We start from the raw sequence: 20716 nt of genomic DNA, 5'->3' as shown, positions 1-20716 counted from the left end.
ATCGAAAAAAGGCCCCATTTAAACTGCTAAAACGATAAATCTACACAAACCATAGCCGTTACACCTTATTAAAATATTAACAAATCCATCAAAAAATTACATCATAAATCTCTTTATGAAGAAACGTATTCCAAATAACGGAAATAAAAAAAGCCGCATAAAGCGGCTTTTTTTATCAAGTAAAATATATTCTAATCCAATTTACATCTTAGTAATATTAAACTCAGTTCTTCTATTCTGCTGATGCTCATTTTCAGAGCATTTTACATTATTACCACAACGGTTTACTAATTTTGACTCTCCATACCCGATACCTTGAATACGGCCTTCATCAATACCTTTGGAAACAATATAAGCAGCACTTGCCTTCGCCCTTTTATCCGATAATTTTAAGTTATATTCATCGCTACCACGGCTATCGGTATGTGATGCTAATTCAATTTCTATAGAAGGGTTTTCCTTCATTACAGCCACAATTTTATCTAGCTCCTTAGCCGCATCAGGCCTAATAACTGATTTATTAACATCAAAATAAATTGGCTTAACATCAATCAATTTACCTATATCTGTTCCTATAGCGATTTTATCCAACGAAAGATTTAAGGCACTATTTAGCTTTATCTCTCCCGGAGATTTCAGTTCAGCATTATAGATCAAAGATTTACCTAAATACCCCTCCTTTTCCAATTTCACCTGATAACTAACCCTATCATTTAATTGCTTACCCGGTACCGAGTTTCGGAAACTTCCTTGAGAATTAGTTTTTGTATTTAAGACTGTCTCCCCTGTCATATTATCAATCAATACCACATGTACATCCTCAATTTCAGCTTTACTATCACTATCCGTAACTATACCCAACAAGCTAAAGCCATAGTCTTTAGCCATAGATAAGTTCTTCTCATATTCAGTCTCATCGCCTTTAAAGGACGCGGTAAATTCCTCAAAGCCATCAAAATATTCATCTTTCGTAGCCTTTAATGAATAACCTTTATCTGGATCCACCATGAATGTAAATTCTCCATCTTCGTTAGTCTCAAGCTCATCTACAACTGCACCATCAGCATCCGTTAATGAAACTTTTACATTGCCAATAGGCTGTTGGTCATTTTGCGCGAGCACTTTTCCAAAAAGCCGATAAGTAGTAAGCAAAGGTTTGTCTGTGGTAAACAAATATATGTCATCATTATTTTTACCATCTTTCCTATTAGACGAAAAGTATCCAGACCTCATGTCATCATTAAGAATAAGGCTAAAATCATCCTTACTTGTATTAATAGGGCTACCTATGTTAATTACAGATAAATGATCATTATCTAATTTAACCCCACATATATCTAACCCTCCAAGTCCTTTATGCCCATTAGTGGCAAAGTATAATTCATTATTGTCCGTTAAAAAAGGAAACATTTCATCACCTTCAGTATTGATAACATCGCCTAAATTTTCAGGTTTCCCCCACTCTCCATTAGCATACGTACTTTTATAAAGATCTACTCCTCCATACCCCCCTGGCATGTCACTAGCAAAATAGAGCACCTCCCCATCGCTACTTATTGCAGGATGTCCTACAGAGTAGTTTTCATCATTAAAAGAAAGTGGCTCAGGATCAGACCATTCTCCTTCAATTTTTTCGGCCTGATAGAGTTTTAATTTATTTACACCATTTTTACTCTCTCCAAACTTACCCTTAACGTAATTATTTCGTGTAAAAATCACTCTTCGATAGTTATCGTAAAAAACAACTGGTCCTTCGTGGTATTTAGAATTAATTTGATCGTTAAACAAAGTAATATCACCCGAAGCATTGTCAACTTGGTAGATGTCCAAGTATTTTGAATTATCCCATGGATATACATCCGCCCTATTATTACGAGCAGATGCAAAAACCAAATTACCTTCATAAAATGCCGGAGCAAAATCTGAGTGAACCGAATTAAAAGAAGCCTCTTCTACAGAAATGTACTTCTCATTTAAATAAAAGTCATTTCTAGCCTCCAAGCCCTGTATAATACTCTTCACACGTTTATCATCACCCTGCATACTCTCGTACTGCTTATAATACTTCTCCGCTTTATCATACTTACCAACCGAGCTTAAAGAGTTTGCATACATTAATTCATCATGTGGAGCAAAAACATCGTGGCTCTGCTCTTCCGCCATTGCGTACCATTTTTCAGCATTTACCTGATCATTTAACTTCTGATAACTATGCGCTATCTTAATTTTAATTTCAGCATTTTCAGCACCATCATCCACTGCTTTTTGATATTCAGCAATGGCACGTACATACTCAAATTTATCATAATGCTTATCTGCTTTTTTTAAAGCTTTCTTTTGAGCTACTGCAACCTCACTACCCAAAACCTGTAATAATACGATTGCACCTAAAAGCAATTTTTTATATAATCTTCTTTTCATAACAATCTCCATTAAAAATATCTTGGTGTTAAAACTTTGGTCTTTTTACCAGCAAACCTGTAGCTAATCATAATTTCGTGAGACCCAGAATTTACCCTTCTTAATTCTGTAGTTGTGGCAAAATCATAGGCATACCCTAAAGCCAAACTTTCATTGAATTTAATTTGAAACAAGGCATCAAAAGAATCGAAGCTACGATAAGACACCCCCAACCAAACTAATTCATTGATCAGGAAATTAGCATTTATATCGAACTCTGCCGGAGCTCCTGTCACATATTTAGCCAGAAAATTAGGCTTAAACTTCAAAGAAGGACTAAGGTCAAAAACATAACCTGCATTAATAAAATAATGACGATCTTGACGTGAATCAGAATCTGCATTATCCTTATCCACCTCGTTCTCAACCAACTGAGGCACGGATACACCGGCATAAAACCTACTAGTATAATAATATATTCCGGCTCCAAAATTCGGAGAAGTTTCAGAAATATCACCACTACTAAAGGTAGGATCATCTGCCAGCCCAAGGTCACTAAAATTGGCATTATAAGTATTTATGCCACCTTGCACTGCCATAGACAATTTACCTCCATTAGGCATTGGTAATCTATAGGCATAAATTCCATACACTCCAAACTGGCTGGTAATTCCAATCTTATCATTAACCGCCAATAATCCAAGAGCTACCCTTTCATTTTGCAATGGACTATGAGCTGAAAAGGTTTGAGTGCTTGGCGCCCCATCGAGGCCTACCCATTGCTCTCGAGCTAAAGCTGTAAGACTTAGAGACTCTTGGCTACCTGCATATGCAGGGTTGATAGCCAACCCATTAAACATATACTGTGTATACATAACCTGTTGTTGGGCATAGGAGTATCCTCCTATGCTAATCAACAGAACTGATAAAATATATTTCAAATTAAAGATTTTCATAATTAATGTTTTTGATGATGAGACTATCTTTTCAATACCATGTACCCACTCAATGGCTCGTTACCATCCTTCAAGTCTATTACATAGAAGTAAGTACCATCTGGCAATTCGGAATTCTCCTTCAATAACAGCCCCTTATTAGTAAGCCCGCTCCAAGAATTAGATCCGTTGTCATATGAACTTGTCTCCCAAACAAGATTTCCCCATCTATTAAATATTTTAACCTCATTATCAGGGTACATCTCTATGTTTTCTACTATCCAATAGTCGTATTTAGAGTCTCCGTTAGGCGAGAATCCTGGGTTAGGACTTACAGTAGTATCACAAGGATCTGCGTCTAAATAATCCGCGATGCCATCTCCGTCACAATCATCATTTGATGGGTCGCCATCGTTATCCGCATCCTCATCTGCACTACTAATGCCATCTCCATCATCATCTACATCAAGATAATTAGGTATGCCATCTCCATCAGAATCATCATTCAAAGGATCCCCATCTTTATCAAGATCTTCATCTTTTGTAAACACACCATCACCATCGTCATCCACATCTTGATAATCAGGAGTTCCATCATTATCAGAGTCTCTATCGCTAGCGTCAAACGGTACACCTACTATACCATCACACACATCCGCAGTACAATCTCCATCAGCTACATCGGCTAATCCGTCTGCATCTGTATCTGGGTATTGACCATCTCCTATCATTCCATCTCCATTGATATCGGCACTTGCGTAACCTCCCTCTACCAAGTCAAAAACACCATCATTATCAGAGTCTAAATCAAGGTAATCAGGAATACCATCTCCATCAGTATCAACAGGATCATTAATATTGGCTCCTATTTCTTCAGCATCAGGAATACCATCATTATCTGAATCTAGGTCATCTATATCAGCCACTCCATCCATATCCGAATCTATTGGGGTCACTTCTATGAAAACTGTTGCTGTTTCACACACTTTCTGTTCATCATCACAGATTTGATAAACAAAGGCATCATTTCCATAGAATGTTGACTCAGGAGTATACTCAAAATCACCATTAGGAGATAATGTAAGTACCCCGTGCTCTACATCTGTAACTAAGGTAGTAACCTCACCATCTTCATAGGAATCATTATCTGCTACATTAGCAGTTACAGAAGCACCTTGAACCACCGATACGGAATCGTCATGCGCTACAGGAATTGGATTACCTTCAGCTACATCTATAGTTACAGTAGCCATAGTACAACTGGCAATCTCCTCATCATCACAGATTTGATATTGGAAAGAATCTTGCCCAGAGAAACCTAAATTAGGCGTATAAACGAATGTTCCATCTCCATTCAAGGTCAAGGTTCCATTATCTGGACCTGTTGCTGCGAGCAATGTAACTGCTTCGCCCTCTGGCACTACATCGTTGGTAATTACAGAAGCCGACAAAGAATTATTTGCTGTGATACTAAATGAATCGTCTGTAGCTACAGGCAAATCATTTACAGGAGTTACATCCAGTATGACTACTGCCCTTGTACATACGTCTGACTCTACATCATCACATATTTCATACACAAAATTATCTTCACCATTGAAATTAAGATCTGGAGTATATGTGAAAGTACCATCAGCGTTTAATTGCAGGTCTCCGAATTCAGGCTGATCTACAAGACTGATAGATTCACCATCAGAAATTTCATCATTAAGGCTAACATCAGCGTTAAGAACATCATCTTCAGCTAGCGTATATTCATCATTATAAGGTACAGGAACATCGTTAATAGACCTCACCAAAATATTTACAGTGGCTTCACTACATACACCTGCCTCCACATTATCACACACCTGATAGGTAAAGGAATCATTTCCAAAATAATCTGGGTTTGGTGTATAGGTATAAGAGCCGTCAGGGTTAAATGATAGCACCCCATGCTGAACGTTAGTTACTATACTTACCACTTCGTTATCAGGGTATGTATCGTTACCAGCTACAGTAGCTGTTAAAACGGCATCTTCATTTACCTCTTCATAATCACCTTCGGCTGACGGAAGTGCATTTGCGGATCCTATTCCAATATTTACTATTGCCTGACTACAATTAGATGCATCCTCGTCATCACAGATTTCATACGTAAAGCTATCGATACCATTAAAACCGTTATTAGGCACATAGCTGTAGCTTCCATCAGCATTAAATGTGAGCACTCCATTAGCAACATCATCTAGAAGCGAGAAACTTTCTCCATCTGGGTACACATCGTTATCAGCTACGGAACTGTTAAGTGTGGCATCCTGGGCTATATTTTCAGTGTCATCATTAGCCTGAGGAACATCATTAACACTATTAACAGTTATAGTAGCAGTACCTTGAGTACAATTAAAAGGAGCTACGTTATCACACACTTCGTAAACAAATTCATCTGGCCCATTATAATTAAGATCAGGTGTATAAGTATATGATCCATCACTATTCAACACCAATTCACCATGTGATACATCTGTCAAAAGAGTAATTATCTCTCCATCCTGTATATCATCATTATCAGTAACATTACCTTTAGCCATACTATCTTCATCCAAGGTAATCTCATCATCTACAGCTATAGGCTCATCATTATCAGCTTGTACAGTTATTGTAACAGTACTTTGATTACATATACCTGTCTCTACATCATCACACACCTCATAAGTAAATGAATCCATTCCGTTAAACCCTTCATCAGGAGTATAAGTGTATGAGCCGTCAGGATTCAACACTAGCTGACCATGCATTACATCTTCAACTAACTGTACAATTTCTGAATCAGGATAAGAATCATTAGTAGCCACCGAAGCATTCAATACATTATCTTCCAAGACACTTTCTTCATCATCTTCAGTGTATGGCAGCATATTGTCTCCACCTACTTGTATATAAACATCGCCTTGGCTACATGCGTATGGAGCTTGATCATCACAAACTTCATAAGAGAAGTTATCCACACCAGAGAAGCCGCTGAAAGGAGTATACACATAGGTTCCGTCCTCATTAAATACAAGCGTACCATTCAATACATCAGACACCAACGAGAACTCTTCCCCATCAGGCGTAATGTCATTAGTAGCCACACTACTATTTAAGATTTCATCAATATCGATATTCTCAACATCATCATGAGCCACCGGAAGGTCATTAGCTGCCGCTACATTGATAGACACGTAAGCCTGGCTACAAGCCGTAGGTTGAGCATCATCACAAACTTCATACACAAAGCTATCTGTACCATTAAAATTAAGATCCGGTGTATATGTATATGTACCATCACTATTGAGTAGCAATGTGCCGTGAGCCACATCAGTTACTAAACTCACCAATTCTGAATCTGGAAGGTTGTCATTTCCCGTAACAGTGCCTGAAACAGCATTATCCTCAACTGTGTACGCTACATCATTTTGTGCAGCAGGCAACTGATTTCCGTTTCCTATGCTTAACAGAACAGTTGCCTGACTACACTCATTTGTATTTATATCATCACATATCTCATACACAAAACTATCTGAGCCCACATATCCATTGTTTGGTGTGTATGTATAAGATCCATCTAAATTAAAAGTAAGTACACCGTTGGTAACACCACTAACAAGAGTAAAATCCTCTCCATCAGGGTAAACATCATTATCACCCACATTTGCAGTAAACACCTGATCTACAGCTACGTTTTCATTATCGTTATAAGCCATAGGTATATCATTACCATTGCCTATAGAGATATTAACTGTGGCTTGGCTACAGGCAAAAGGAGCCTCATCATCACATATCTCATAGGTAAAGCTATCAGAACCAAAATAATCCTGATCACTAATGTAACTGAACGTACCATCCGCATTTAAAGTAAGTGTACCATTTGCCACATCTGTAACCAAAGTTACATCCTCATTATCAGGAGCATTATCATTAATAGTAACATCTCCATATGCTAACACATCTTCAGTAACAGATATAGCATCATCATTAGCCACAGGTACATCATTAGCAGGATTAACTGTAATGCTAACTGAGCTATTGACACAAACATCAGGATTAACATCATCACAAACTTGATATATAAAAGAATCGGATCCTGAGTAGTTAGCGTCAGGTATGTATGTGTAATTACCATCTGCATTGAGTGTAAGCACTCCATGTTGAGGCCCCGAAACCAGACTCACCATCTCACCATCAGGGTAATTATCGTTAGATGATACATTTCCTAATAATGTTCCATCTTCTTCTATTGTAGCATAATCATTTTCTGTATATGGAATTTCATTATCGTTACTAACATTGATATATACAGTAGCCTGACTACAAGCATTTACTTGTGCATCATCACATATTTCGTATATAAAACTTACTACTCCTTCAAAATCCTGATCAGGGGTATAAGTGTATGTGCCATCTCCATTCCATATTAAACTACCTTGTGACACACTAGATACCAGACTTGGTACTTCAGCATCAGGAATATAATCGTTGGTAATTACTGAGGCATGTAATGTAGTATTAACATCTATATTTTCAATATCTCCATGAGCCAAAGGCTTTTTGTTAATTTTATTAACTGTAATTTCTACTATGGCCTCATCGCAGCTAAAAGGAGCTTCGCTATCGCATATTTGATAGGTAAATTGATCTGTACCAGAAAATGCACTATCTGGCTCATAAGTATAAGTGCCATCAGCATTGAGCACTAAAGTACCGTTGGTTACATCTGTAACTAAACTGATGGGATCATTATCTGGATTACTATCATTAACACTAACATCTCCATATGCTACGTGACCTTCATCAATACTTGCTACATCATTAGCGGCTACTGGCACATCATTCTCAGCAGTTACATCAATATTAACCACCGCTTCGCTACATTCTGAAGGAGTCCCATTATCGCAAACTTGGTAGATAAAGCTGTCCGTACCTACATAATTTGGAAAAGGCTTGTAAGTATAAGTTCCATCTGAGTTTAAGGTAAGTACACCGTTTGACACATTTTCAATAGGAGTTACATTTACATATAGACCATTCCCTTCATTATCTACATCATTCTGAAGAACAGAGGCAGCCATTAAAGTAGCATCTTCACTTACGGTATAATTATCATCATTAGCCACCGGAGCTGGGTCATCCACATCATTTACAGTGATAGTAACTACTGCTTGATCACATGTAAATGGTGCCACTTGATCACAGATTTGGTATTCAAAACTATCAGTACCATTAAATCCAAAATTAGGCTCGTAACTATAAGTACCATCTGAATTTAAAGTAAGGCTACCATTTGTAACATCTGTAACCAACGTAACCGGATCCAAATCAGGGTTATAGTCATTGACTGTAACATCACCCGTGAGGAGCTGATTCTCATTAATATTTACCGCATCATTTGATGCAATAGGCACATCATTACTATTTACTACATCTATTGAAACTGTAGCTTGACCACACTCAGAAGGAGTTCCATTGTCACATACTTGATAAGTGAAGCTATCACTTCCTACATAATCTGCATCTGGTGTATATGTATAAGTACCATCAGGGTTAATAGTTAATGTACCGTGTTGGACATCTACTACAGGCGTTGTATTAATAGTTAATCCTAAGTTCTCATTATCAATGTCATTAGCTAAAACTGAGGATCCGGATAAGGTACCATCTTCTAAAACACTGGCCACGTCATTCACTCCCTGAGGAGCAGGATCATCTACTGGAGTAACATCTATAAAAACAGTAGCTTGACTACATGCTCCACCTGCTTCTGTATCACAAATTTGGTAAACAAAACTATCAGTACCGTTGAATCCATTATCAGAAGTGTATGTAAAACCTCCATCAGGATTAATTGACAATGTTCCATTGCTTGCGTCCGTCACTAATGATACAGGATCAGGGTCAGGGTTATCATCATTACCTAAAACATTGCCAGCCAACTCCACATCTTCATCTACTGACAAAGTATCATTGAACGCGATTGGCACATCATTAGTAGGGTCAACCGTAATGGTTACCGTGGCATTGTCACACTCCGAAGGTGTAGCATTATCGCAAACCTGATAAACGAATGAATCAGATCCTACAAAATCCTCATCAGGGGTGTAATCAAAAGTGCCATTAGCATTAATAACTAATGTACCAGATGTTACGTCTGTAACTGGCGTAGTGTTGATAGTAAGTCCTAAACTTTCATTATCTACGTCATTACCTATTACATCAATCCCAGTCAGGCTGGCGTCCTCATTAACATTTACATTATCATCTACTGCTACAGGAGCTGGGTCGTTAACCGGATTTACCGTAATAGAAACTGTTCCTTGAAAACATTGGGAGGGTTCCACATCATCACAAACTTGATACGTAAAGCTGTCACTCCCAAAAAAATCTTCATCCGGAACATACGTAAAGGTGCCATCCGGATTTAAATTAAGCGTACCATGGTCTACTCCACTAACAACGGTAGCCACCTCACCAGCTTCAAGGTTATTATCATTTGTAAAAACATTACCGTTTAATGTATTGTCTTCATTAAATGTGAAAGTATCATCTTGAGGGTCAGGGTATCCGTCAACATGGTAAATCAATCTCACTCGTCCGGGAGTTCCTACATTATTCACCACATTAACAATTATTGTATCATTTCCCAGATGTGTATTACTGGCAATGTAAGCGATACAAGTGTCTAACGCCTGCCCTGGGTTATCAATAGGGTACGCATCCCCTGTATTGGGCGAATCATCTATTGAAGTGATATTATAGATATCGCTACAACTAAGCAAATCCAAACAATGATCTAATTGCTGACCTTGCATCAATGTACCAACTTCATAGATAGTTGTAGGCAACCCTACAACAGGGTCTAAAACATCAATTTTTGCAGGAAAACCTGATAAAAACCCATAAGTACCTCTTCCATTTTCTCCTACAATAACTCCTAAATGAAAATAATCATCTGCTTGAACCACTACGTTAGAAGGTTCTGTGTCAGGATAATTAAAACTAATGGTAGACCATCCTGCTCCACCTGGCACTACTGAAGGTGTATTATCATAACTTGTATATGGCAGACCATTTATAGTTAATGATGACAATGCACCATTACTGATCATTATATGAATGATATTTTGATTATTGCTAAATCTGGTAAACTCCAGATAATTACTCCCTGTACAGTTGATAGAAGGAATAGCAGACATTCCTACCTCTTCCTGAAACAAACCAGAAATGTGGTACACATACGCATTTTTACTTGTAGTGATATAATGAGGGTCTCCAAGATTACCTGTTAATTCATACTCAAATATATCTCCCGCGTTATACGTACCGACATTGGCTCCATCAACAGCAATAGAAGTGTTATTTTCCGTAGGTATTACTAGTGCATAGTCACTACCTTGAGTTGAACTACCCCTCACTACAATATATTCAGAGCCTATAACATCAAAAATATCAGATTTTATAGGCACAATTTGATCTATACCAGCATCTGCATTGGCAGCTCCAAAATTCATACGGGTATGTTGTGACCCAGCCATAACCGCTATAGGTTTATCTGACACTACAGCTGAACCCGCCAGGTTATTAGTAACATTATCTGCCCCGGCTCCTGCTCCCGCATTATTCTTAACCAGGTATGTTTCATTTTTTTGAAGCGTAAAGGTATGCGGATTTCCTACCCCCGCTATTTGATTAGGTGCTGTAATGGTTATTGTGGTATTATCCTCTGTAGCCATTACAGAAATAAAATGCACATCATCTTCTCCATAACTATCTTGAGTTATGCGAGTTTGAGAACCAACCCTGAACTCATTTCCCAGAGCAAAGCTTCCCTTTAATGTGGCAATACATTGATTGTTGTTGGAAGTGTTTCTATAAACGGCCTGAATTGGATAATCAGAATTAATTAATAACCCTTTATTGTCTTCCGCAATGTTATTTTCATGCGTCATCCCTAACACAGTACTAAGTGGCACCGTGGATGGACTACCCGGAGACACTGTACCTGAAGCCACCAAAACTCCGTTTGGTAAGTTTATAGTATAGTGTGCTACAGGGTATGCCGTGGTTATGAGCAATTCTGTTGGCCCCGAATCTCCTCCTCCATTACGAGGTTCCCAGACTGGTGGCATCCAATAATCAGTATCAAACTGAGCCTGCGCGGACAGTGCTGATATTAAAAATAGCACTAAAAAAAAGATCCGCTTGTGGACTAGATAAAAGTGTTGCATAGGATATTCATTTAGTTATGCCCTGAATATAAATGGACAAAATTAATGAGATGAATTTCCTCGACTAACTGCAATCAAAATCCGATGAACTGATTTTAACCTATAAAATAATAAAATTGTACAATTTTAATTATGAAAAAATATGAATCCTTTGAAAAATTACTTATTCACATATTAAGACTTATTTACATGAAACAACATAGAAATTCAGCCATCACAATCTGTTAATAATTTAAATTTAGCCTTAGTCAAATCATGGTTAGCGCTTTTATAGATAAACCCATTTATCCCCGCTTCTGCGCTGAAATTTTCATCATTCTCAGAGAATAAATAAATGGGCAACTCACAGCATGAGTAATCTTTACGTAATAACTTAATGACATCTAAATTAGGGGCGTTCAAAATTCCATTATCAATAAAAATTACATTTGGAGAATACTCATACAGCCTACTGCTGAGTGCAATTTTATCATACACATAATTCAAACTACTTGCCACCATTAAACGAGGGTTAAAACAAATTTGGTTGAGGTAATTATGCATTCCCTTAACCCAAAGTGGATCCAAACCGATGAGCAGCACTTTGGTGAAAATCTTATCTGAAATTAAATACGTCATGGGTATATCCGTTAGTTACGCCAAGAAAGAATCAAACACACTACCAAAACGAATAAAAAAGCACAAAACTTACACTGTATTAATGAAGGAAGAATCAGGTAAACCGTTTTGCTAAACTGAAACGCATAAAAAAAATTTGAATAGATTCAAAGAACTTACAAAGTAAGAATTAATGAATATTCCATTGGACGGAATAGATTCTATACAGAAGAAGTCAACTTACTAATTACCAATATATTTAAGCTGAGGCAGACGCTATAATCATGACTTAAAAGACAACAAGCTAAAGCTATTCCCTCCCCAGACTTAGCATTTATAGTGCACGAGAATGAAAGATCTGATTAACTAATAATCTAATTAATTAGTCTTTTGTGTGATATTCGATCTTATTAATACGCCATACAAATTCACTTGCTGCAGTTTTTACTATCGCTTCATCACCCACTTGTTTATTGAGCAGGGCCTGCGCCATTGGCGAATCCATAGAAATATAATCTTTAGCACCTATCAGCTCTTCGTACCCCACTATACGGAGCCGCTTTTTCATACCTTTAGTATTTTCAATTTCTACCCATGCACCAAACATCACCTTTCCCTCTTGGTAGGGATCATATTTTATTACTTTAAAATCATCGATACACCTGCGTAGGTATAAAATACGACTATCTATCTCGCGCAGTCGCTTTTTATTATAATGATAATCCGCATTTTCTGAACGATCACCAAGGCTCGCTGCCCACGAAACTTTCTTAGTAGTTTCAGGCCGCTCTACTCGCCATAAGTGATCTAGTTCGGCCTTCAACTTTTCTAATCCCTCAGGAGTAATCATCTGCGATCTCTTCATAATTTATATAGCTTGTCAATGGGGGTACAAGAGAAATGAAATTCATTCAATTATCCAATAGGTTAGATTAATTTATCGCCACAAATAGCATATTTTTAGCTCAGCACACTGTTTAGCGGCTCGAATTCTCAAAATACACAAGAATTAAATCAATCAATAAATTATATTTTAAGAAAATAAAACCATATTTAAGGGAAAATTTAAAGGAGTATGATGACACTCATTTTTAAAGGAAAGGGAATTCTAATAATTATTTACTTTATAGTTGTAACCTTCTTTTTAGGAATATTAAATGCACTATTAACTAGTTATTTCGAATTTAAAAACAACCTCAACATAGAGATCTTTGGAGCTCTCATATTAATAGGAACTGGTACTTGGACTAAATTGACTGCTAAAGATTATATTATAACTGATTCAGGGAAAAAAATTTATCTAGATTTAGAAAATTCCCTTTTCTTCATCAGCATGAAATGGTGGGGTATAATATTGCCTTTTATAGGGGTCTGCTTGTTTATTTATGGATTATTGAAATTATTATTCCTCATTCCTGAATAAGCTTATGTAAACCATGTCTAATTCTTCTTTCATCAACATGCCTAAACAACTGCACCTTAAGACATTACTACTAGTATTATCATTAATTACCTCTTGCGAAAAGCCGACTAAAAAAAACGTATCTAAGGAAGTAATCATTCAAAAAATCAAGGACTCCACCTTTTCTGAAGGCCCTCATTTTATTTCTCGAAATATTATAGAAGATAAAAAGGGTGATATTTGGATAGCTTCCTTCGAAGGAATTTTCAAATATGATGGCTCCTCATTCACCCATATTACTAGTGAAATAAGCAATACACGATTCTTTTCCATTTTGCAGGACAGCAAAGATAACTTCTGGTTTGGCACCGCAGGAGAAGGTTTAGGGGTTTATTATTATAATGGCAATACCTTTCAACACTTCACTACAGCTGATGGACTGGTCAACAATCTCGTTTTAGAGATTTTTGAAGATGACAATAAAGACATATGGTTTGGCACTGCAGGAGGCTTAAGTATATACAACGGCAAGTCTTTTCAAAATTTCACTGCAGCTGAAGGCTTATCCAACACTGAAATTAATACTATAATAAAAGATAACAATGGCAAATACTGGATAGGAACAAGAGGTAGCGCATATATTTATGATGGAAAAGCATTTACCATATTCATGCATATGGGTAAGCCCTTTACCAATGTCAGATCCATGATCAAAGACAAGAATGGCCATATATGGCTCGGAGGCGAGGATGGGTTATGGCGTCATGATGGCACCTCTTTTAATAAAATTTCAAATAATTTCACTCTATATATCCATCAGGATAGTGATGGTAACATATGGACTAGCGCTAAAAAAAGTAATAAATCAGAATGGTTGATTTCCTATTATGACAAAAAGGACTTAAAAAGCCCATTTCCAAAAGGTCACGAAATTAACTCACCATATAAGGATATGATTTTTGGGATCTTAAGATCTAAAAATGGTAACCTTTGGTTCGGAGGTTTGGATGGCGTACATCTTTATGACAATAATCAAATTGCAAAGCCACAAACCACCACTTACTTTCAATCAACATTGCCAAGCTATTAAGATTGAAAATATCGAGATTGTATAGATTTAATGAATCATTACACTAACCTTAACCAATAATTCATGAAAGTAAACATTACTACATATTATTTCCCAAAGGGAATGCAATGGTTTTCGTTTCGATAATTCTCACCCTTTATTGCGTTTTAATTTACTCCAATTACTGGCTGCCGCTATTCTGCATTCTATTTACCGCGATGACGTTTACTACAAAGTACAATTTCACCATCAATCTCAATAAAAAAATCATCAGAGATGAATTCATTTTTTCAGGAATTCCGACCAAATCTTTGAAAATAGAATTTGACAATTTGCAGGAGATTACCATCAACAAAGAGAGAGTAAAATATTCGGCTAATACCAGAAATAGAGATTCTTATATAGATTACTATGAATATATAGCCGAAATTAAATACGACAACAAAACCTTAGAAATAGTAAGAAGTGCTGACTGGGATGAGGTTCAATCAGATGTAAACAAGCTATACAATACACTAAAAATACCTGTTGTCATTGCTGATTGATTTATAAACCTCGTTATCCTCGCCCAACATGCACCCGTACCCCCATGCAATAAACTCTAAAAACTGCTTTAGCAGGTTCATTTAGCAGCTCACTTATCTTAATCCCAAAACAACAACCCACCTTTGGTCAATCGCACAACTAAATCGATTTAAATATATCAAATCATCTTATTTTACTTAACTTAGTGAGTAAGCAGCCGTTACGTTCATTGCTTTAATTTTACAATGCCCGCTTTATAAATGAACATTATTATTTTTTACTACTACTGTTGACCGTTCATAGAGCCATGCCACTTATCAAATAACAATGATACTAATCACCAAAACTCATCCTCATGAATAACAATAAGCTCAGCACTAAGCCACATTATCAAATACTAGATGGGCTTAGAGGAATAGCCGCCATCATTGTAGTGTTTTTCCACCTTTCTGAGCCATTAGCCAGCAATCATTTCGAAAATATTGTTAACCATGGATACTTGGCTGTTGATTTTTTCTTTCTTCTGTCTGGTTTTGTAATAGGCTACGCCTATGATGACAGGTGGGGAAAATTGACTATTGGAGGCTTTCTTAGGCGCAGGTTAGAGCGTTTACAACCTTTAGTAATATTAGGAATGACATTAGGAGCCATTGGCTTCTATTTCACTGATTCTTCCATTTGGCCCATGATTCACACAGTACCTGCGTGGAAACTTATAGTGGTTATGCTCATTGGTTATACCCTAATCCCATTACCTTTATCAATGGACATCCGTGGGTGGGAAGAAATGCATCCACTCAACAGCGTAGGATGGTCATTGTTTTTCGAATATATCGCCAACATTCTCTATGCCTTAGGATTGAGAAAACTATCTAACAAAGCATTAACAGTCTTTGTGTTGTTATCAGCAGGCTTACTTATACACTTAGCCGTTACTAGCCCTAACGGAGATATTGCCGGAGGCTGGACTCTTAATGCTACACATATGCGTATAGGGATCACCAGAACGCTATTTCCATTTTTTACAGGCCTATTATTGTCACGAACTGTAAAAATCACTTACGTTAAAAATGCGTTTTTATGGTGTAGCCTTTTATTGGCAGCAGTTCTATTTATGCCAAGAATAGGGAATGATGATCACCCGTGGATGAATGGCCTTTATGAGGCATTTTGTATCATCGTAATCTTCCCAGCAATAGTATATTTAGGCGCTAGTGGCAGTGTTAACAATAAAAGCACCAAGGCTTTTTGCCAGTTTTTAGGTGATCTTTCCTATCCTCTATATATGACACATTATGCCTTGGTCTATTTCTATGTTGCTTGGGTTCGCAATAATAAAGGAATTACCCTATTAGAAGCTCTCCCAACTGCATTGTTAGTTTTTGTAGGAGCTATTATATTGGCTTACGGCAGTTTAAAACTATACGATGAACCGGTAAGAGCATGGCTTAAAAAGAAATTAAAATAGTAAATAAGTCAGATTAAGCAAATCAGGCTTATTTTCCTCATACCTTTCAAGAAAGAATGAAGCATTTACTCTACCTCTTTTATTAACTTTTAAATGATCTTCATTAGCAAAAGAGAAATAAATTGACAAAAAATCACTCACTTTCTTTGATTCTATAATCAGGTAGGTATAATTTTGCTGTATCAAGCAATATAAATGAAGTTTAATCAACAAATAGGAGTTTTACTATTAGTACTATTATTGGCTTCCCAAGCCTTTAAAGCTCCTATAGTTTATATTAGCTTTAAAATTCAGCAAGATTACATTGCCCAAAACCTCTGTAAAAACAGGAATAAAACCATTACCGTATGTTATGGACAATGTGTACTTCGCAAAGAATTAAAAAGACTGGCTGAAACAGATCATGATAAACCGGCAAAGCCTAACATTACAACTAATGTAGACATTCCTGTGTTTGACATTATTTATTCAGAAAAAGTAAGTCATAGTATCTGGAGCCATTTTAAGAAAATATTAAACCCCGCGAAACAAACTCTATTTTCGCAATCATTCGTCTCTGATTTTTTCATTCCCCCACAGCTGTAAGTTTTCATATTATTCTATACGCAGAGCCAATACTAACACATAGTATATGTACTGCTTCATTTTGTGAAATGTAATATCATATTACATACAATACCTTATTTATTAATAATTGAAAACAACCAATGAAAACTAATTTATATATAATATTAGCACTATTCTCTTTATTATTCTCTGCATGCAGTGATGATGACAATGACAGCAGCCCCGCTACTGAAGGAGGATCTTTTATTTTAGAATTTGACAATAGAGTAGGAAGCACTAACCTTAACCTAAACACAGAAGATTATCCCTACACAAACTCTAATGGGCAGTCTTTTAATGTCACTATGCTAAAGTATTATATCAGCAACGTTATCCTCTCAAAAGAAGATGGCACCACGTATGAATTACCGATGAGCGAAGATGGCAGCGTAGGTTACTACTTGGTAGACGAAGCAGTCAAAACATCTCAAGAAGTATTGCTAGAAAATGTACCAGAAGGCAATTACACCGGAATCACTTTCACCATTGGAGTAGACGCAGACAGAGTGAAAGAAGGAGCACAAACTGGAGCATTAGATGCTACTAATCAAATGTTTTGGAGTTGGAATAGTGGTTATATCTTTTTAAAATTTGAGGGAGTATCTCCTGTATCTACAGAAGATGACCACATTTTAAATTACCATGTTGGCGGATATAAAAGTGATCCTGAAGATGCCAATTTAGCAGATAACATAAAAGCGGTTTCTTTCACCCGTGACTTCACTTTAAGTAAATCTGGGCGCCCTCAATTACATTTCATTTTTGATGTTACCAAGTTATTTGAATCTCCAAATACTATAGATTTTTCAAGTAATGCATCTCGTCACTCTCCTGCTGCATCTACTGAAATAGCAGAAAATTATGTAAACGCATTTGTACTTGATCATATTCATGAGTAAGCATAATTACATAAAAGTATGGTTTATTACAGCCATACTTTTTGTTATAGGTTGTTCTGATGAGGACGTTAACAGTGCGGAAGATTGGTCTATTGAAGTACCATCTAACTTTCCCGCACCGGTTTATTCATTTCAAAACAACCCTATAACAAAAGAAGGTTTCGAGCTTGGACGAATGTTGTTTTATGAAAATAAAATTTCTCAAGACAGCACCATCTCTTGTGGTTCGTGCCACCAGCCTTACATTGGATTTGCAGACCCTGTGCACACCCTAAGTGTGGGAGTGAAAGACCGCAAAGGCATTAGAAATGCACCTCCTATATTCAATATGGCATTTCAGCCATTTTTCTTTTGGGATGGAGGTGTTACTCACTTGGATTTTGTTCCTTTAAACGCCTTCGAAAATGAATTAGAAATGGATGAAACCGTGCCTAACATTCTGCATAAACTTAACAACATGCCTAAGTATACAGACAAATTCAAAAATGTATTTGGTAAAGACAGCATTGACACACAGCAAGTTTTACATGCCTTAGCACAATTCACGTCATCTATTGTATCGGCATCATCACCCTATGACAAATACGTAAGAAACGAAGGATATCAACTTTCTGATCAGGAAATGAGAGGAATGGAGATTGTAAAACAAAAATGTAGTACTTGTCACGCTTCTGACCTATTTACCGATTTCAGCTTCAGAAACAATGGTTTGGATAGTGCATTTGAAGATATAGGCAGAATGAAGATCACAGAAAATGAAGAAGACTTGGGGAAGTTTAAAGTACCTACCTTAAGAAATCTTGAATTAACGGCTCCTTATATGCACGATGGTCGCTTTAAAACACTCAATGCGGTACTTGATCATTATGATACTGGTGTTAAAAACAGTGCGACCTTAGACCCTGCCCTAAAAGGTGAAACCCGCTTAGGCTTCGCTCTCTCTGATAATGAAAAAAGTGACATCATAGCATTTCTGAAAACACTGACAGACAGAGAATTTACAAGAGATTCACGATTCTTTGACCCTAACTAATCACCAACAACATGAAAAAGATAAAAATAACCATTTATATATCCATTCTCAGTTTACTCTTCACATCAAATGCGATGGCATGTGATGTGTGTGGCTGCTCCCTTGGTGGTAATTTTCTCGGAATTTTACCTATGTTCAATAAAAATTTCATTGGACTAAGGTATTCACGAGCCCATTTCTCTAGCACCATGAATCATCACAGTGACTACCTTGAGAATGAATACTCTAACGATACATATAATAAATTAGAGCTTTGGGGACGATATAACCTTTCTGAAAAAATTCAACTTTACGCATTTGTACCTTATTCATTTAATGATATGAATGGCAATATTCAAAAGGTAAAAGCAAGTGGCATGGGCGATATTTCCCTGATAGGAAGCTACAAACTCATAAACACAGGTGATGATGAAAGTAAAAAACTTAAACATACTTGGATGCTGGGCGGAGGCATAAAACTCCCAACTGGTAAGCACACACAAAAAGATGAAGGCTTGCTTATCAACCCCAATTTCCAGCTAGGCACCGGAAGTGTAGACTTTTTATTTAATACTGCTTATACCATTCGATATAACAAAATAGGCCTTAATAATGAAGCCGGTTATAAACTCAACACCCGTAACAATAATGATTACCTTTTTGGGAATCAACTCAATTTCTCAAGTAATTTATTCTATTGGTTTTCGTCAGATAATATAGCCATACTTCCAAAAATAGGCTTATATTATGAACATGCAGCAAAGCATGAAGATGGAAATATTATTCAAGTAAATACCGGAGGCAATGCTTTGTATGGAAATTTGGGATTAGACATCTATTATCAAAATTTTTCGTTAGGAATAAATTATAAGGATCCCATTTCTCAACAAATGAATAGTGATGATATTGCTAACATTAATGCTAATGAAAGGGTAAGCCTTAATTTTACCTTTAACTTTTAGACTACTATCCGAAAACTTATGAAAAAACTAGCGAGCTACTTATACATTTTCACATTAACAATTCCATTTATTTTCAGTAGCTGTAATAACAAAACAGAACAGCAAGAATTAAGTGAAATAGATCAGTTAAGAGAAGATTTAATTGTTGTGCATGACTCTGCTATGAGCCGCATGCAAACAATTATGACATTAAAAAACCAGCTTAAAGAAAAAAAAGACAGCACTGAATCTATTAAAAATAATAACATCACTTCTACAATCACGCAATTAGAAGATGCTGATAAAGCTATGATGGATTGGATGCACTCTTTAGAAATTTCACTCAATGCAAATGGCACTAGCCAGCCCTATGATACCGTAAATGACACTAAGAAAATACAGTATCTGAAAAGCAAAAAAGATGAAATGCAAGCAATAGATTTAAAAATGAAAAATGCTATAAAGCAAGCGCAAATAATTATCAAAAAATAAGTTTAATATAAAAGGCATGGTATTCTACTGATAACCATGCCTTTTACATTGAAAACACACCCCGCATCCAGCCTAGCAAAAGCGTACTCAATTTAGTGGCGCTCTATTTTTTTATTTGTAATTTTAT

15 protein-coding genes are annotated in these 20716 nt (G+C 36.6%); 9 read left to right on the top strand and 6 right to left on the bottom strand.

The genetic code is table 11. From position 1 onward, the window contains the following. Positions 1–201 precede the first annotated feature (201 nt). The 5 genes from ACXACQ_RS09085 to greB all read right to left on the bottom strand — a co-directional run bounded on the left by ACXACQ_RS09085 (position 202) and on the right by greB (position 13040). Positions 202–2421 carry an OmpA family protein gene (locus ACXACQ_RS09085; protein WP_474975621.1) on the bottom strand — a complete coding sequence of 740 codons (2220 nt, stop codon included), beginning with the start codon at positions 2419–2421 and terminating at the stop codon, positions 202–204. Between the two features lie 11 nt (positions 2422–2432). Next, a complete protein-coding gene (locus ACXACQ_RS09080) occupies positions 2433–3356 on the bottom strand; it encodes a PorP/SprF family type IX secretion system membrane protein (protein ID WP_474975620.1) in 924 nt (307 codons plus the stop codon). A 23-nt stretch (positions 3357–3379) separates the two neighbouring features. Beyond that, on the bottom strand, positions 3380–11578 hold the full coding sequence (locus ACXACQ_RS09075) for an Ig-like domain-containing protein (RefSeq protein ID WP_474975618.1): 8199 nt from the start codon (positions 11576–11578) through the stop codon (positions 3380–3382). A gap of 207 nt (positions 11579–11785) precedes the next feature. Beyond that, positions 11786–12196, bottom strand: coding sequence for a response regulator (locus ACXACQ_RS09070; protein ID WP_474975617.1), 411 nt, complete (start codon positions 12194–12196; stop codon positions 11786–11788). Between the two features lie 361 nt (positions 12197–12557). Further along, a complete protein-coding gene (greB, locus tag ACXACQ_RS09065) occupies positions 12558–13040 on the bottom strand; it encodes a transcription elongation factor GreB (protein WP_474975616.1) in 483 nt (160 codons plus the stop codon). Positions 13041–13250: 210 nt separating this feature from the next. Here greB and ACXACQ_RS09060 point away from each other — a divergent pair, with 210 nt between their 5' ends. The 4 genes from ACXACQ_RS09060 to ACXACQ_RS09045 all read left to right on the top strand — a co-directional run bounded on the left by ACXACQ_RS09060 (position 13251) and on the right by ACXACQ_RS09045 (position 16639). Then, entirely contained in the window at positions 13251–13598 is a 348-nt protein-coding gene (locus tag ACXACQ_RS09060; protein WP_474975615.1) for a hypothetical protein, read from the top strand. A 13-nt stretch (positions 13599–13611) separates the two neighbouring features. Continuing rightward, a complete protein-coding gene (locus ACXACQ_RS09055) occupies positions 13612–14667 on the top strand; it encodes a ligand-binding sensor domain-containing protein (protein ID WP_474975614.1) in 1056 nt (351 codons plus the stop codon). Between the two features lie 197 nt (positions 14668–14864). Next, positions 14865–15191: a hypothetical protein gene (locus tag ACXACQ_RS09050; RefSeq protein ID WP_474975613.1), complete on the top strand. Its 327-nt coding sequence runs from the start codon at positions 14865–14867 to the stop codon at positions 15189–15191. A 335-nt stretch (positions 15192–15526) separates the two neighbouring features. Next, positions 15527–16639, top strand: coding sequence for an acyltransferase family protein (locus ACXACQ_RS09045; protein WP_474975612.1), 1113 nt, complete (start codon positions 15527–15529; stop codon positions 16637–16639). Here the strand turns inward: ACXACQ_RS09045 and ACXACQ_RS09040 are convergent. After that, on the bottom strand, positions 16631–16825 hold the full coding sequence (locus ACXACQ_RS09040) for a hypothetical protein (RefSeq protein ID WP_474975611.1): 195 nt from the start codon (positions 16823–16825) through the stop codon (positions 16631–16633). The two genes, ACXACQ_RS09045 and ACXACQ_RS09040, sit on opposite strands and share 9 nt — an antisense overlap. Before the next feature lie 9 nt (positions 16826–16834). Between ACXACQ_RS09040 and ACXACQ_RS09035 the strand changes: the two genes are divergently transcribed. The 5 genes from ACXACQ_RS09035 (at position 16835) to ACXACQ_RS09015 (ending at position 20589) form a co-directional block, all read left to right on the top strand. Beyond that, positions 16835–17224, top strand: coding sequence for a hypothetical protein (locus tag ACXACQ_RS09035; protein ID WP_474975610.1), 390 nt, complete (start codon positions 16835–16837; stop codon positions 17222–17224). Between the two features lie 122 nt (positions 17225–17346). Continuing rightward, complete coding sequence (locus ACXACQ_RS09030) at positions 17347–18144, top strand: MbnP family protein (RefSeq protein WP_474975609.1); 798 nt, start codon at positions 17347–17349, stop codon at positions 18142–18144. Further along, positions 18137–19177: a cytochrome-c peroxidase gene (locus tag ACXACQ_RS09025; RefSeq protein WP_474975608.1), complete on the top strand. Its 1041-nt coding sequence runs from the start codon at positions 18137–18139 to the stop codon at positions 19175–19177. Before ACXACQ_RS09030 ends, ACXACQ_RS09025 begins: the two co-directional genes overlap by 8 nt. Positions 19178–19188: 11 nt before the next feature. Continuing rightward, the gene (locus ACXACQ_RS09020; RefSeq protein ID WP_474975607.1) at positions 19189–20118 is read left to right on the top strand and encodes a transporter family protein; all 930 of its coding nucleotides are present in this window, start codon (positions 19189–19191) and stop codon (positions 20116–20118) included. An 18-nt stretch (positions 20119–20136) separates the two neighbouring features. Continuing rightward, positions 20137–20589: a hypothetical protein gene (locus ACXACQ_RS09015; RefSeq protein ID WP_474975606.1), complete on the top strand. Its 453-nt coding sequence runs from the start codon at positions 20137–20139 to the stop codon at positions 20587–20589. Positions 20590–20716: the final 127 nt, after the last annotated feature.

The sequence above is a fragment of the Fulvivirga sp. AWR4_260 genome (genome assembly GCF_056158185.1).
Note: the sequence above shows the minus strand (reverse complement) of the source record. Positions and strands in the feature narration are given on the sequence as shown.

Coding starts and splice junctions, on each gene's coding strand:
- ACXACQ_RS09030 (WP_474975609.1), top strand. CDS start 17,347: ATGAAAACTAATTTATATATAATATTAGCACTATTCTCTTTATTATTC.
- ACXACQ_RS09050 (WP_474975613.1), top strand. CDS start 14,865: ATGACGTTTACTACAAAGTACAATTTCACCATCAATCTCAATAAAAAA.
- ACXACQ_RS09085 (WP_474975621.1), bottom strand. CDS start 2,421: ATGAAAAGAAGATTATATAAAAAATTGCTTTTAGGTGCAATCGTATTA.
- ACXACQ_RS09070 (WP_474975617.1), bottom strand. CDS start 12,196: ATGACGTATTTAATTTCAGATAAGATTTTCACCAAAGTGCTGCTCATC.
- greB (WP_474975616.1), bottom strand. CDS start 13,040: ATGAAGAGATCGCAGATGATTACTCCTGAGGGATTAGAAAAGTTGAAG.
- ACXACQ_RS09060 (WP_474975615.1), top strand. CDS start 13,251: ATGATGACACTCATTTTTAAAGGAAAGGGAATTCTAATAATTATTTAC.
- ACXACQ_RS09075 (WP_474975618.1), bottom strand. CDS start 11,578: ATGCAACACTTTTATCTAGTCCACAAGCGGATCTTTTTTTTAGTGCTA.
- ACXACQ_RS09080 (WP_474975620.1), bottom strand. CDS start 3,356: ATGAAAATCTTTAATTTGAAATATATTTTATCAGTTCTGTTGATTAGC.
- ACXACQ_RS09035 (WP_474975610.1), top strand. CDS start 16,835: ATGAAGTTTAATCAACAAATAGGAGTTTTACTATTAGTACTATTATTG.
- ACXACQ_RS09020 (WP_474975607.1), top strand. CDS start 19,189: ATGAAAAAGATAAAAATAACCATTTATATATCCATTCTCAGTTTACTC.
- ACXACQ_RS09055 (WP_474975614.1), top strand. CDS start 13,612: ATGTCTAATTCTTCTTTCATCAACATGCCTAAACAACTGCACCTTAAG.
- ACXACQ_RS09025 (WP_474975608.1), top strand. CDS start 18,137: ATGAGTAAGCATAATTACATAAAAGTATGGTTTATTACAGCCATACTT.
- ACXACQ_RS09015 (WP_474975606.1), top strand. CDS start 20,137: ATGAAAAAACTAGCGAGCTACTTATACATTTTCACATTAACAATTCCA.
- ACXACQ_RS09045 (WP_474975612.1), top strand. CDS start 15,527: ATGAATAACAATAAGCTCAGCACTAAGCCACATTATCAAATACTAGAT.